The organism is Paenibacillus sp. FSL K6-0108, assembly GCF_045040695.1.
GTDB lineage: Bacteria > Bacillota > Bacilli > Paenibacillales > Paenibacillaceae > Paenibacillus > Paenibacillus pabuli_B.
The window spans coordinates 1,851,171-1,864,513 of the sequence record NZ_CP150288.1; the positions used below are offsets into that span (position 1 = coordinate 1,851,171).

The 13,343-nt window shown below is 48.8% G+C and carries 14 protein-coding genes and 1 pseudogene; 2 read left to right on the plus strand and 13 right to left on the minus strand.

Translation table 11 applies throughout. The features are described from left to right. Positions 1–13: 13 nt before the first annotated feature. The gene (locus tag MHB49_RS08405) at positions 14–1,849 is read left to right on the plus strand and encodes a transglycosylase domain-containing protein (RefSeq protein WP_405155774.1); all 1,836 of its coding nucleotides are present in this window, start codon (positions 14–16) and stop codon (positions 1,847–1,849) included. 127 nt (positions 1,850–1,976) lie between these two features. Here MHB49_RS08405 and MHB49_RS08410 read toward each other — a convergent pair whose 3' ends face one another. The 12 genes and pseudogenes from MHB49_RS08410 to MHB49_RS08465 form a co-directional block, all read right to left on the minus strand. After that, the gene (locus MHB49_RS08410; RefSeq protein ID WP_405155775.1) at positions 1,977–2,426 is read right to left on the minus strand and encodes a threonine/serine exporter family protein; all 450 of its coding nucleotides are present in this window, start codon (positions 2,424–2,426) and stop codon (positions 1,977–1,979) included. Positions 2,427–2,445: 19 nt separating this feature from the next. After that, positions 2,446–3,141: a threonine/serine exporter family protein gene (locus tag MHB49_RS08415; protein WP_247903070.1), complete on the minus strand. Its 696-nt coding sequence runs from the start codon at positions 3,139–3,141 to the stop codon at positions 2,446–2,448. A gap of 374 nt (positions 3,142–3,515) precedes the next feature. Next, entirely contained in the window at positions 3,516–3,821 is a 306-nt protein-coding gene (locus tag MHB49_RS08420; RefSeq protein ID WP_405155776.1) for a hypothetical protein, read from the minus strand. A gap of 64 nt (positions 3,822–3,885) precedes the next feature. Next, a complete protein-coding gene (locus MHB49_RS08425) occupies positions 3,886–4,938 on the minus strand; it encodes a S66 peptidase family protein (protein WP_405155777.1) in 1,053 nt (350 codons plus the stop codon). A gap of 112 nt (positions 4,939–5,050) precedes the next feature. After that, positions 5,051–6,373, minus strand: a complete 1,323-nt coding sequence (locus tag MHB49_RS08430) for a DUF4179 domain-containing protein (RefSeq protein ID WP_405155778.1) — start codon at positions 6,371–6,373, stop codon at positions 5,051–5,053. After that, entirely contained in the window at positions 6,370–6,885 is a 516-nt protein-coding gene (locus MHB49_RS08435) for a sigma-70 family RNA polymerase sigma factor (protein ID WP_247901399.1), read from the minus strand. Before MHB49_RS08435 ends, MHB49_RS08430 begins: the two co-directional genes overlap by 4 nt. Before the next feature lie 233 nt (positions 6,886–7,118). Next, positions 7,119–7,556, minus strand: a complete 438-nt coding sequence (locus MHB49_RS08440; RefSeq protein ID WP_405157081.1) for an NUDIX domain-containing protein — start codon at positions 7,554–7,556, stop codon at positions 7,119–7,121. Between the two features lie 174 nt (positions 7,557–7,730). Next, positions 7,731–8,222: pseudogene (locus MHB49_RS08445) on the minus strand (GNAT family N-acetyltransferase); the annotation flags it as partial. Positions 8,223–8,429: 207 nt separating this feature from the next. Beyond that, a complete protein-coding gene (gene flgB, locus MHB49_RS08450) occupies positions 8,430–8,840 on the minus strand; it encodes a flagellar basal body rod protein FlgB (RefSeq protein WP_405155779.1) in 411 nt (136 codons plus the stop codon). A 177-nt stretch (positions 8,841–9,017) separates the two neighbouring features. Further along, positions 9,018–9,836: an adenosylmethionine decarboxylase gene (gene speD / locus MHB49_RS08455; protein ID WP_405155780.1), complete on the minus strand. Its 819-nt coding sequence runs from the start codon at positions 9,834–9,836 to the stop codon at positions 9,018–9,020. Positions 9,837–10,027: 191 nt separating this feature from the next. Further along, positions 10,028–10,606, minus strand: a complete 579-nt coding sequence (locus MHB49_RS08460; protein ID WP_247903072.1) for a DUF1273 domain-containing protein — start codon at positions 10,604–10,606, stop codon at positions 10,028–10,030. Between the two features lie 25 nt (positions 10,607–10,631). Continuing rightward, positions 10,632–11,627, minus strand: coding sequence for an RluA family pseudouridine synthase (locus MHB49_RS08465; RefSeq protein ID WP_405157082.1), 996 nt, complete (start codon positions 11,625–11,627; stop codon positions 10,632–10,634). Positions 11,628–11,956: 329 nt separating this feature from the next. Between MHB49_RS08465 and MHB49_RS08470 the strand changes: the two genes are divergently transcribed. After that, positions 11,957–12,364, plus strand: a complete 408-nt coding sequence (locus tag MHB49_RS08470) for a hypothetical protein (RefSeq protein ID WP_405155781.1) — start codon at positions 11,957–11,959, stop codon at positions 12,362–12,364. 124 nt (positions 12,365–12,488) lie between these two features. On the opposite strand, the gene MHB49_RS08475 is transcribed toward MHB49_RS08470, so the two are convergent. Beyond that, positions 12,489–13,199, minus strand: coding sequence for a GT-D fold domain-containing glycosyltransferase (locus tag MHB49_RS08475; RefSeq protein WP_405155782.1), 711 nt, complete (start codon positions 13,197–13,199; stop codon positions 12,489–12,491). Between the last annotated feature and the right edge of the window lie 144 nt (positions 13,200–13,343).

A 13,343-nucleotide genomic window follows, 5' to 3' on the forward strand; every position in this document is an offset into this window, starting at 1 on the left:
CATAAGGCGCGGAATGTATCACATATTTGATGCCTCTGTAGTATTCGTTATTTTGCTAGCGTTCGGCTATATCTATCTGGTTACTTATGGCGAAGGTGTACTTCGCAATCATCCCGAGGCCATTTCGGTGGCCTCTTCCACCGTCATTATCAATGCGGATGGAACAGAAATTTCGAGATTACAAGTACAAACCAAGGGATATGCGGAGCATGCCAGTTTAAAGGATATGCCTGATCTGTTAAAGCAGGCGTTTCTGGCTACGGAAGATCGACGTTTCTATACCCACGACGGACTGGATTTTATCGGCATTGGCAGGGCGGTTGTGCAGGATGTTTTACATATGAACCTGAGTCAGGGAGGCAGCTCCATTACACAGCAGCTGGCCCGGAATCTGTACTTGAACGGGGATAAAACGCTGGTTCGCAAAGTGAATGAAATGTCGATTGCCGTGGCGATGGAAAAGCGATTTAGCAAGGATGAGCTATTGGAGCTGTATTTGAATCATATTTATATGGGACGACAGCAATATGGGGTTAAAGCAGCGGCTTGGCGCTACTTTGGGATTAAGGATTTACATCAGTTGGAGATCTGGCAAATGGCTACACTGGCCGGAATTCCCAAAGGACCTTCTATATACAATCCGGTGGATCAGGAAGACCTATCCAAAGAAAGGCGTTCTGTCGTTCTTGGCCTCATGCATGAGCAAGGAATCATTACCAAGAGACAGATGGAGGAAGCGCGAAGTGTGGATTATACACCGCCCAATTCAACATCTGCATCGGCTTCAGACTCGTCAGTGCCTGCCTACGTGTCTGCTTTGGATGCGGTTATCGAGGAGGCTTCCCGTTTAACAGGCAAGAGTGGAGCAGAGATACAATCCGCAGGCTGGACTATTCGTACGGGATTGGATGATCAAGCGCAGCTTGCGATGGAGCAAACATTCCGTGAATCTTCCCGGTTCACCGATGATCGTAAGGATGAGCAAGTACAGGCGAGCATGGTCATTCTGGACCAGCATAATGGTGAAGTCAAAGCCATGATGGGCGGGCGCAACCCCGTGAAAGGAGGCATTAACCGAGCGACGACGGATGCCAGGCAACCAGGCTCTGCTTTTAAGCCGATTATTGCATATGGACCTGCCCTGGAATCTGGCCGCTTTAATCCGGGGAGTAAGCTGCCCGATCAACGCATGAAGTATGGCGGCTATCAACCGAGCAACTTGGGCGGGCGCTACAGAGGTACAGTAACGATGGCGCAAGCACTGGAAAAATCCATTAACGCTCCTGCTGTATGGCTGCTGCATGAAACAGGGTTGAATCAGGCGCATCAATTTGCATCTCGATTGGGCATTGAACTGGGGAAGGAGGATCTCAATCTGTCGATCGCCTTGGGTGGTTTGCATAAAGGGGTGTCTCCGTTAAAAATGGCCCAGGCCTATTCCGTGTTTGCCAATAACGGCAAGTTCAATACAGCGCATCTAATTCGTGAAATTACGGATTCACGTGGTAGGACAATCTATACTTTTAAGCCAAAGAACAAGCAGGTGATCTCCGCCAACACAGCAGCGGTTATGACCCGTATGCTCCAAAGTGTGGTCAGTCAGGGAACAGGAAGCCGGGCACAGCTGAGTCGGCATAAGGTGGCAGGGAAGACCGGGACAACGCAGGCTGCATTACCAGGTATAAGCAAGGAAGCCAATCGGGATCTGTGGTTCGTGGGATATACCGACAAGTGGACGGCTGCGGTCTGGATGGGGTTTGATCGTACAGATGCAGAGCATTATATGAGATCCGGAAGTAGTGTGGCGGCGGATTTATTTGCGTCGGTTATGAAGCATGCTTTGCCATAAAAGAGAATGGTTTTAACGGATCCCGGATCAACATGGCTGTAATATGGAAGACCCGTGAAGGACAGCATTTATCCTGTCTCCAACGGGCCTTTTATCGTTTTGGTGGTATTATCCACTTCATCTACTGTTAGGATTTTGCTCGCAACGAACCGGGTAAACGACGAATCATTTGGTTCAATACCTCGGACAATACAAGTCCGATTGCGATGGCACCGGATAACATGAGTGCCTTGGCAGCCATCTCCATGGCAGCACCGTAGTCATTTTGTACAAAATTACGCATCGCATTATACGCCAGTCCACCGGGAACGAGCGGAATGATGCCAGCCACACTGAAGATAATGACGGGCGCGCGAAACATGCGGGAGAACAGCTGGCTTATGACACCTACCGCGATGGTCGCTGCCAATGTAGCAGGAACGGCATCCGCAGCATATTCGAGCACAATATAGATGATCCAGCCGATCATGCCGACAAATCCACCGTGAAGCAGCATACGCCGAGGAGCGTTGAAAATAATGCCAAATGCGGCCGAGGCGACAAAGCTGGTCAGGGCTTGTTCAATAAAATGAAGCATAACCTGCAACTCCTCCGTCTTACGTAAAAAGTGAAAAAACAACAGCAATGCCGGTACCAATCGCAAAAGCCGTCAGAAACGCCTCGGCTCCCTTGGATAATCCGGACACGAGATGCCCGGCCATCAGGTCACGCACAGCATTGGTAATCAGTAGCCCTGGTACCAGGGGCATGACTGAGCCAATAATGATTTTGTCTCGTTCATGACCCGCACCCATATAGACAAGCAAAAAGGCGAGCAGACCAATGACAAATGAGGCTGTCAGCTCGGCAAAAAACTTCACCAGTACCAATCGATGGAAGGCAATAACCGCAGCATATCCGATACCGCCGCAGAGTACCGCAGGGAGAAAGTCGCCCCAGCCTCCGCCGAACATAATGGTAAAGCACCCACTGGATAACGCCGCCGCAGTAAGCTTCACAATCGCAGAATAAGAGGAGGGCTGTCCTTCAATTTGCTGTAACAAAGCATGTGCTTCTTCAACGGTCAGCTCCCCTTGTCCGATACGTCGGGAAACAGCGTTTACTTCGGATACCTTGTGCAAGTCCGTAGTTCGTTCGGAAATCCGAATCAGCTTGGCAGGCTCGGTTGCATCAACCGAGAAGAAGATACCTGTGGGCACCACATAACTGTGCGAATGGGGAAGGCCCAGCGCGGCAGCCATGCGTTTCATCGTATCTTCCACACGGTAGGTCTCACCGCCGCTTTGCAGCATGATTTTGCCTGCCAATAGACAGATCGCAATCACGCGGGATTGTTCAGTATGATTTGTCCCCACCAGCTCCGTCTCAGACTGAGGCACGGGTGGAGGATCATGAGGGATATATTCCAACCGGATCAAGCTCCGTTCATATGAGATAAGGCTTGGTGCCGACACCATTGTATCATATTTCACACGTTAGAAAGGAAACATACCGCACGAACGACAGGACGTCACCCAGATTGCAAAATAAATCCTGACGTTTACATCCAAATGTTAGCCTATCGCGCTTCACTCCTATAACCCAAAAAGGCTCCGCTTCAATGGGCCCTAGGGCACAGGGAGCGAAGCTTCTTGGATTAAGCTGAACAACGACAGGCACAAATCCACTACATCAACAGCGTAATGACCAACAGCTCATACAGCACGAGTGGCAGAATGGTTGGTCCAAACAAGGCACGTGGCTCAGGATATCCATGCATCGGCGTAACCTGGAGATACAATATTCCCCGATCTGCGCTGATAATGACACCTTCCCATACCTGACCATCGATATTCTGGACTTGCACCTTCTTGCCTACATGCTGCCGGACTGTATGATGAAGCATATTCCGCACACTTTGCACGGATTGGAGCATTGGTTGATTGGCTTGGTATACAACCCGTGCGGATGGTGTGGACGTGGATTCAGACATGATGCACAACCCTTCCTCAAAATAAGTTCTTACTTCAAGGTATGCATCTGCCTACAAAAGGTGTTTACACAAATGCCATCTCAAGGCTCCCGCGCCCATTTTCATAAGCCACTTTGCCCAGTGCGCCATTCACAAAGGTTAACTGTGGCGGGATGTGGCCCAGATCCACATCATACAGTATGGGAACATCCATATCTCCTAGAGCCGAAGACAGGGCATCGGTGAAATTAAAATCCCCTGTATCCGAATATCCCGCAGGCCGGCCGAACATGAAGCCTTTAATACCAGCAAACCAGCCTGCCTGTCTCATCTGCCACAGATGACGGTAGATATCACCCGCATTCATCTCACAGCTCTCCAGATACCAGATCGTTCCTTCTTCCGCACAATACTGATCAAGATACGCTTCAACAGGTGCGTAAGGCGTGCCAATCAGACAGGTGATTGTATCCATACATCCGCCGATTAACCGACCTGAGAAGGTAATCTGTGAGTCTGTTGAGTCCATTCCCACAGGCTGACCCAGCTGTTTCCAGCGGGAAGGGGTATCCAGATTAAACCCGGCTAACTCCGGTTTCCATTCCGATTGATAATGAGTGGAGGAAGATTGAGTAACCTGCCCTCCCTGGCCAGTCTGTAATACATCAATCCAGCGGGCGGTCACCGGATCGAGTTCATTGGATCTTAGATCTACGTAGTTCGTTCCATGCGCTGTAGCCGTCCCGGTGATCAGGGTATATGCAAATAAAAAGGTGCTGATATCTGAATATCCCATAACCCATTTGGGCGGCAGCGTCTTCAACGTTTCCCAATCCAGCAGGGGCAGAATATCCATCAGGAACTCTCCACCCCACGGAGGGATAATAGCCTGAATCCCCGGATCGCGGAAAAAAGCATTGATCTCAGCAGCGCGATCTTCCTTGGAAGAACTTACACATTTGGCGTTATGCCGTAGAAAGGGGCTCTCCAGTACTCCAAAACCAAGGCGCTCCATATTGTGCCTGCTCTCTTCAAGGTAATGATGCAAGGACTCACTTACACCGCTGGAGGGTGCAGCCACGCCAATAGTATTTCCCGGAGCAAGGGGTTGCGGGTAACGGATCGAACGGTTATTCATTGTGGAAACACCCTTTCCTGTGAACATATCGATTTAATGTAGATGTTTGATATTTTCATTATAGTGCATGACTGCTTCATGTGGCTTGTTAGTATGGCTGCTCACATGTTCTTTAGGGAGTCACAGGAATCTCAATGGAGAAAGGTGCACGAATTTGATCAGGGTAAGAGTATATCTCCATGGTCAGATTTCCTTTAGCTGCGGCTCCATTTTTAATGACAACCCTTGCTTCAAATACGGAAGGACTCCAGCCGACTTCATTTATTTCGAAGGTGCTTCCTTTGCTGTCCTCGATATTGGTAAATGATAGCCCTGAAGTAGCATTTTGAGCGTCTGCAATTGAAAACTCGAGGATCAGATTTTTGCCCTGGACCGTGCTTTGCAGCAATTTCAAACTCGATGGGCCACCTTGTATTTCACTTGAAGATGGATCGATGCTGATAACCAGTTCATCCTTATCCACCGCTGAAAGGCCAGATCCCTGCAGCGTCAATTTTTTCGGAGTGGTGAAATACATGCTTTCGAAAAAGACGGAACTTCCAGAGCCTGAGATAGAGGAGGAATCGGTTCGCCATGCCCGGCCTTGTTCATCTACCAACTGCAAATCACGAATTCCGAAGATTTTTTTGGTGTTGTTCGGATCATATTCGATATCAAGTACGAGGCGAGTGGGATACAGAACGGCCTCTTTTACATGAATACGCTGCCCGTCCACGGTCATTGTTTGGTTTACGGGAATGATTTTTTTCATGCCTTTCGTTAAGCTGCGATCCACTGGGAAGGTGACCTTCCACTTATTATTCGGTTCCTTACCTCGTTCCTTAAATACAACGGTCAGCTCTTGTGGCGGTAAAGATTCTGTGAATGAGACATCGATTTTATCCTCGTAAACGCCATTTTCTGAAGCTGGTTGAGGAGAGGAATAACTAAACGCAACAGGCAGCTTTTCTCCATCTCTATCAAGCAAATCGATATCATATCCACCTTTATCCAGGTCTTTCATGCCTTTCATCGTGTAAAAAATGACCATGCGTGATTCGTCTGTAATGATGCCTTCCACGGTCACAGAAGCTCCATCATGCTCGTCGGTTACACCGACCTTCTGCAAGAGGGATTGATCAATCGCCATCATTAATCCTTTATCCTGGCGAATCATGCTGACAATGCCCTCCATGCCTGGCAGTTGCTCCACAAAGGACGCAAAGGCGGGGGAGACGCGGATACATCCCGTAAAGACAAGGATGATTGCAGCTGCCGATATGGAGCTCATAACCCAGCGCAGCCGGGACTTGCGCTTGCGCGCAGCCTGACGGATTCCGGCCTGTACAGCCTGATATACTTCGGCATCCGGTACAGACATGGCATCGTACTCTGTTTTACGAGCATTAAGACGCTGTTCCAATGCTTCTTCATATGACTTCATCTCATCGCTCATGAGGTTACATCTCCTTTCGTTTCAAGTTGGTTACGGAGCTGTCCGAGTGCCCGGTGCAGTCGGGATTTTACGGTTCCGGTCGGGATTTCCAGAATATCAGCGACTTCTGTTAAGGAGAAACCTTCGAAATAACTTAGAATAATAATTTGTTTGCAATCCCGATCCAGCGCAGAGACGGCTGCGGCCAGATCAGGGTCTGCGGGACGGTCCCAGCTGCTAGGTTCATGAATTTTGGTAACGTGGCTGAACCGGCTCTTGCGTTTGCGTTCGTCTGCACAGTAGTTCAGCAGAATGCGGATCAGCCAAGTGGCGAAATAGGTGGGTTCTTTTAATTTCTTGAGCTTTCGATAAGCTCTATAGGTGGATTCCTGAATCGCTTCAAGCGCATCGCCCTCGTTGTGCAGATAGGCATAGGCGATCCGGTACAGTCGGCTCTGATGCATCTCCATTAAGGCTGCAAAAGCCTCGGCATCCCCTTTCTGTGCAGCGATGGTTAGTTGAGCGGGGGTCACATGGCTCCTCCTTTCATGGATGTTGTTGCGTATTAGACCTTGGAAAAGACCAAACGGTTCTTGATTTTGGAAAAAAAGTTATGTATACACGTACTGAGACTACACACAGAAGGAAAAATTGCGCAGAAAATGGAAACAACCGCGAAGCTCCCCTTTATGTTAGAGAGAGGAGTTTGGCGGCTGTTATCTTTATATGACTGGTCTGACCATAATGAGGTTAGTTTCTCCCGATTTCAATCTTCAGAATAAAGATGGAATTGTTTCACCGCTTCAAGGCCAGGTATGGCAAAACAGGCGAGCGGCGAAGGCAGATCATCCAGCGGGAACCAACCGATTTCACCAATGGCTCCGCCTTCTTCGAGGTTACGAGCAATGCCGCCAGTAACTCGTGTCGAGTAGAGAATGGAAATCCAATGCTCCTGCTGTTCAGGCTGGATCGTCTCTGCGGTGCAGAGCAGCTTGTCGATGGCAATATCCAGATCGACTTCTTCCTTAATTTCCCGAATGACAGCAGTTTCGACCGATTCGTATGGGTCCACTTTGCCTCCGGGAATACTCCAGGTGTATTGTTCAGGCTGACGATTACGCCAAACCAAAAGGACCTCATTACGTTCATTGAGGATGACCGCGCCAACACCGATGCGAGGTTGAACAGAAGCCTCCGCTGTCACCTTGGCCTCTGAACCGAATAACGAATATTCCTCAGCAGCAAGCTGTCGCGAGGCTGGGGGCTCCTCCTCCGTCTTTTTAGCTCCTTGGACATGTGTGGATTGAAATGCCAACGGCAGTTTGGTCTGTGTAGACCATTCTTCCGCAAGAATACTCATGGAGATCAGATCATAATGCGTGCCATCTCGCAGGACGGCAGAGCGTTGGCGGCCTTCCTCCCGAAATCCGGCTTTCAGATACGCACGTCTGGCAGCTTCATTGTATTCAATCACTTCCAGCGCAATCCGGTTCAGATTCAATTCATGGAATCCATAACGAATAATTAGGGCGAGAGCATCACTGCCGTATCCTTTGCCCCGATCTTTATCATCACCAATACCAATAGCCAGGCGTGCAGAGCGGTTATTCCACTCAATTCGGTAGAGGGCAGCGAATCCGATGAACCGATTGTCCTCCAGTGTTCGCAGCGCGAATTCAAAGCCGTTATCTCTCCGAACTGCGGATGACCCTGTCTCATCCGGCGTTAGAGGAACAGCAATATCGGTATCCAGATTACGCAAGTAATCATAACTGTCAGTAAAGTGGGCGAGCCGCATGCAGTCTTCCGGGCAAGGAGCGGCAAGCCGGACTTTGGAGCCTTGAAAAGCATTGAAATGACGTGGAGCCATGTTGCACCTCTTTTATATGATATGAAATCATTTTTTTATTTCATTATACTACGAAAGGGAGAGGATACCGAAAAAGGGCATAAGCAGGGGAGTTAATCCTTCTGATTAGGAAACCAACACAGCGCTAAATGCCATTAATATAGATCATCTGAGATTTCCGAAAATAGACAAAACAAAAAGCAGCCATAGGGCTGCTCCAATATTTCATTACTTCATATCCTGCAACAGATTTTTCATTTTCTTGTAATGCCCGCTTACCCGATCAACCATGTAATTATACATAAGCTGATTCTCCGAAAGGTTCGCCATTTCCTTATCAATGTCAACGTTATTGTTGTTATTGTTCATGGCTGTTTCGTTGTTCTGGATAATCCGGTAGTTAACGATTGAAGTATTGGGATTACTGATTGGAAAATGTCTTTCATGAGTCCGCTTCATGGCGAGCTGGTCTGTTTTGCCATTTTCAACGATACGTCGCAGCTCTTCCTCGAACTCTACCGTTTTCTTTTTGTAGTTGGGCGTGTCTGCATTGGCAATGTTGTTGGTAATGGCATTATGCTGTGCATTCAGCGCTTGTAACAGAGATTCATTGCGTCTGGAAGTGTTCGTTTCAATCAACGGCTCAGTCTCCTTCGATGGAAATGCAATTGCTTTCATCATAAAAAAATGAGCTGCTGCCTGTCAAGTTAGGTAAAAGAAAAGGACAAGCGCATGCCGGAGGTTTCCATTACGAAATCCTGCTTCATGACATCTTATCCTTGTTGCGTTCATAATGAATCAGCTCTCATGAATGGATCAAGAAGAGGGGCGATTGATGTTTTTGCCATAATAAATCTCATCCATCTCCAGCTTCAGCCACTCCGTAATTTCCTGTTGCTCGGCCTTGCTCAGTTTCTCTTTGGTATACCCAAAAAGATAGTTATCAAGGTCGAATTCCCTCAACTTGCATTTGGTGTGGAAAATGTTCTCCTGATAGACGTTCACGTCAATCATGTCGAAGCTGCTCTTGATCTCATCCGGAATATAATTCTGGATTGAACCGATCTCATGATCAATAAACAGCTTGCGTCCACTCGTATCCCTCGTAAATCCACGGACCCGGTAATCCATCGTCATGATGTCCGTATCAAACGAGTGGATCAGATAGTTCAGTGCCTTTAGTGGCGAGATTTCACCACAGGTAGAGACGTCAATATCTGCCCGGAACGTACTGATGCCTTCGCTCGGGTGGAATTCGGGGTACGTATGAACGGTAATATGGCTTTTGTCGAGCTGCATGACAACATTATCGGGCAGGGGGCCTGGAGATTCATCGAAGGATTCTTCGGGGATCTCCACAATGGGGCCTTCCGAAACAAGCATCGTCACACTTGCACCCTGGGGAACATAGTCCTGTTGGGCGACATTCAGCACATGGGCACCGATAATGTCAGACACGTTGTTCAGGATTTTGCTCAGCCGGGCCGCATTATATTGTTCATCAATATATTCAATGTAAGCTTCGCGTTCATCTTTGGTTTTTGTATAACAGATATCGTACATATTGAAACTCAGCGACTTGGTCAGGTTGTTGAATCCATGCAGTTGAATGCGCTGCTCTGGCGTTAATGTCATGGTTGCAGTTCCCCTTTGTCCCATACGACATGGTAATCGCAGTTTTACTACTACTTATACCCAACCTGCCGGCAAAAAAAACATATGTACGCCATTTTTGGAACGTTGTCCCCGATCTGACGGCTGTGCAGTGACCTGTAAATCACGGTTGGCTCAAGCTAACCGATGGACCTGGGTACGAGTTACATGGTTCAGAATGAGGAATCTTCGTAAGCCCCAACATCGTTCATCCGTTCCTCTTCGGCGACCGATTGGATATCCTCCGATGTAACACTGATGATGGTGTAATCTTCATTCTGTTGTTTCTTCACGGCCTTTTCCTTTATAAAACGGGGACTGCCTTCCCCGGCATCTTCGTCATAGACGAGCAGAAGGCCATCGCTTTTGCGCAGCAGCAAGTCATCCCGCGCAGTGAACTGCCATGGGCCGATATACGGCTGGCGACTGATCGCGCCGTAATAGTCCACACCTTGCAGGATGGAGCGATAATACTCCTGTTTGTCTTCCTTCCACTGTTCCTCGGGATTCTGAAAAGCGGTAATGATCGACAGCTTCAGCTCCGGGAATGTCTTCTTCAGCTCCAGCACCACTTCGCACGCCCACAGGTCTACCCCGTATTGGCCTGGCGTCAGCACCCACTCGAGCCCGTCTTCGACCAGAGGCGTAAGCCGGGAGGAAATGGCCTTTTTGATAAACGGAATTCCCTCATGCTTCTGTCCAAAAATCTGTAGTTCATGTGCACGGTAACCGGTAATCAGCAAGTTTTTCAGCAGTAGTTCCTCCTTTCAGGCGTGGTCAGACCTTCGCTGACGGAGCATCATTACGGAATGGATAGAGGAACTGTTTTGGAATATCGGTCTCAAATCTCATCAGCTCACCCGACGTTGGATGTATGAATGAGAGCACTCGTGCATGAAGCCCAAGGCGTCCCAGCGTTCTAGTGTGAGCTCCGTATTTTCTATCGCCTGCGATGGGGTGGCCCAGATCTTCCATATGCACACGGATCTGGTTTTTACGACCTGTTTCCAGACGGACTTCCAGCAGGGAGAACTCACGGTTCGACTGTAGACGTTTGTAATGAGTAATGGCATGCTGTCCATCATTCGGACGAGGGCTGGAATACATTTTGAGCGTTTTGGTTTCTTTCAGCCATGAGGAGATGGTGCCTTCTTCCTTCGCAACAGCGCCTTCCACAAGGGCAACATACACACGTTCCTGTACATTTTCTTTCCAGTTGTCCTGCAGCTTCTGTTGTACTTCTTCACTCTTGGCAAACATCATGACACCCGAAGTGTCGCGGTCCAGACGATGGACAATAAATATCCGGTTCAGCGCGTCGGTACGACGAACATGCTCGGTCAGCTGGCGATAAGCGGTAAGATCATCACTTTTGTCAGCAGCAATGGATAACAATCCGGCTTCCTTCCGAATGACAATGATATCATCGTCTTCATGCAAAATGTTAATGCCTGTCAGGGAAGGAGCGGCAACGGCGCCTTCTTTGCTAATCGTTACGATCTGACCGGGCGTCAGCTCCAGATTAAACTTGGTAACCACTTTCTGATCGACAGATACCTGTCCGCGACCCAGAATGGACTTAACCGCATTCCGGCCAGACTTCAAATGTTTTAGCAAGAAATTGAGCAGTTCATCCGGTTCAGTTACTTTGTACGGGCGTGGTGGTTCTTGTTTACGATAATAGGAATTGCCCGAGCGTTTGGCTGATTTAGGTTTGGGTGCTCCGGATTTCTTGGGAGCGGCGGAGGGTTTAGCAGCTATTGGCTTTTGCATCGCTCCTGTATTGCGGGATGAGGAAGGTCCTGATGATTTGGCGGAAGTAAAGGTGGACCGCCCGGACCGCACTGTAGACGAACCTGTAGTTGCTTTCCCCTTGGACGATGTATTGCCTGTTGGGCGTTTGCGTTTATTCATAAATATAATCTCCTTCTGAACAGCCTGTACCGCTTGTGTGCATACGATCCGTTCATTTCGTTATGCAGTTCAATATACCATTAACCGGGGGCAAATAAAAATAGGTGGAGAGAATCTGTTACCCATCCAATCCAAAGAGAGTCGAGATTCATAGAATAACCTATCCCATAGCATTGGAGGTGTTACTCATGGGTGTGTTTCTTGATATGAGAAGTTCGATGAACTCGGGAAATGTTGGACAGCCCGGTGTGTCTCTGGGTCCATCCCCGGAAGCGTTCGGCTCTATTGGTCTGCAGACTCTCGGTATCCCAAATCCGATTATCACCTTGAATGGTACAGTTGGTGTTACGGGAGAAGTCGGGGATACGTTCGTTGTTGAGCTTGTGCGGGGGAGTGTTTACGATCCGTTCTTTATCATCTATCGTGCGGAGGGTACGGTGAGTCAGAACGGTGGTACCGAATTTCATTCGTTCACTGCCCAGGATCTGTCTGCACCACCAGCACTGGAAAGTGTGTATACTTCGTTTATTTCCGGGGTGTCCACATCGGTACGGACAGGACCTGAAGTGTTCTATGGTATTGCCGCCAGCAACTAGATTTAATGAGAAGAGTTTGTTAGGACTGACATCTTGCCGAAAAAAAGCGAACACCATAAAAATCCCGGTTCCAAGCAAGGAGCCGGGATTTTTATGGTGTTGTTTACGCATTTCATTTCACCGATTAGTTGGCGCGGCCTTTCAAAATGATGTTGTTGGCTTTGCCAAAGTCGATGGCGACTTTGCCCGCAAGTGCTGCTGTACGCTCAGCAAGTACAACTGCGTTCACCCCGCAGGAGAAGAGAGCTATATCGAAGGTATCCCGATTCTCTTGAATCCATTGCAGTGTCTCCTGCATCTGATCCCAGCTGTCGAAAGGCAGCGCAGCTGTGATATCCAGATGGTAGGGCTCCTGAACGAGCATGGCCCGCAGCTGTTCAATCTCACGGGTAACGAGCAGAATTCGTTTGCCTGCAAGCATATTCCAGAAGCGGGGCACTTGCACGAGTTCCCGATTCACACAGGCATGGCAAGTCAGTGCCGGAGCGATGCCGAAATGTGCAAACACCGTGTCGGTCAGCTGTCTTTTGAGATGCTCCGGAGCTTTGATGGTACTGTCCCCGTGGGGAAGAACGCCTACGATATCTGCCCGCTGCAAGGAAGCGGCAACCTCATCCCGCAGCTGCAGATTGGGGAGACGCAGCCCTTTTTGCCCCAGATTGGCCTTGATGGCCCACCGCTCCTGCAGAACCTGTTCCGTAGTCCAGACCGTTTCCTGAGACATGACGATATTTTCGCCATCGCCCACACGGACCAGAGAGAAGGGGCGCTGCTCCCTCACCGCGGCTTCCAGTTGATCCAGCACACCATTCATTTCAAGATAGATTGGATTCATTGTGGTATAAGGCCCCCTTTGAAAATTCAATTGCTCTATTCTATGTTGCGGCTTCGGCAACGTATTGTGCGTTCAACCCGCAAGGTGCATCTTCGTTTGCATATCAATCTATTTTCTGACGACAAGCGTTGAAGGGCTTATGTA

Bases quoted from the DNA above. Each gene is read 5' to 3' on its own strand.
- MHB49_RS08405 (WP_405155774.1), top strand. From the start codon at position 14: ATGTATCACATATTTGATGCCTCTGTAGTATTCGTTATTTTGCTAGCG.
- MHB49_RS08410 (WP_405155775.1), bottom strand. From the start codon at position 2,426: ATGCTTCATTTTATTGAACAAGCCCTGACCAGCTTTGTCGCCTCGGCC.
- MHB49_RS08415 (WP_247903070.1), bottom strand. From the start codon at position 3,141: ATGCTGCAAAGCGGCGGTGAGACCTACCGTGTGGAAGATACGATGAAA.
- MHB49_RS08420 (WP_405155776.1), bottom strand. From the start codon at position 3,821: ATGTCTGAATCCACGTCCACACCATCCGCACGGGTTGTATACCAAGCC.
- MHB49_RS08425 (WP_405155777.1), bottom strand. From the start codon at position 4,938: ATGAATAACCGTTCGATCCGTTACCCGCAACCCCTTGCTCCGGGAAAT.
- MHB49_RS08430 (WP_405155778.1), bottom strand. From the start codon at position 6,373: ATGAGCGATGAGATGAAGTCATATGAAGAAGCATTGGAACAGCGTCTT.
- speD (WP_405155780.1), bottom strand. From the start codon at position 9,836: ATGACATTAACGCCAGAGCAGCGCATTCAACTGCATGGATTCAACAAC.
- MHB49_RS08465 (WP_405157082.1), bottom strand. From the start codon at position 11,627: ATGCAAAAGCCAATAGCTGCTAAACCCTCCGCCGCTCCCAAGAAATCC.
- MHB49_RS08470 (WP_405155781.1), top strand. From the start codon at position 11,957: ATGGGTGTGTTTCTTGATATGAGAAGTTCGATGAACTCGGGAAATGTT.
- MHB49_RS08475 (WP_405155782.1), bottom strand. From the start codon at position 13,199: ATGAATCCAATCTATCTTGAAATGAATGGTGTGCTGGATCAACTGGAA.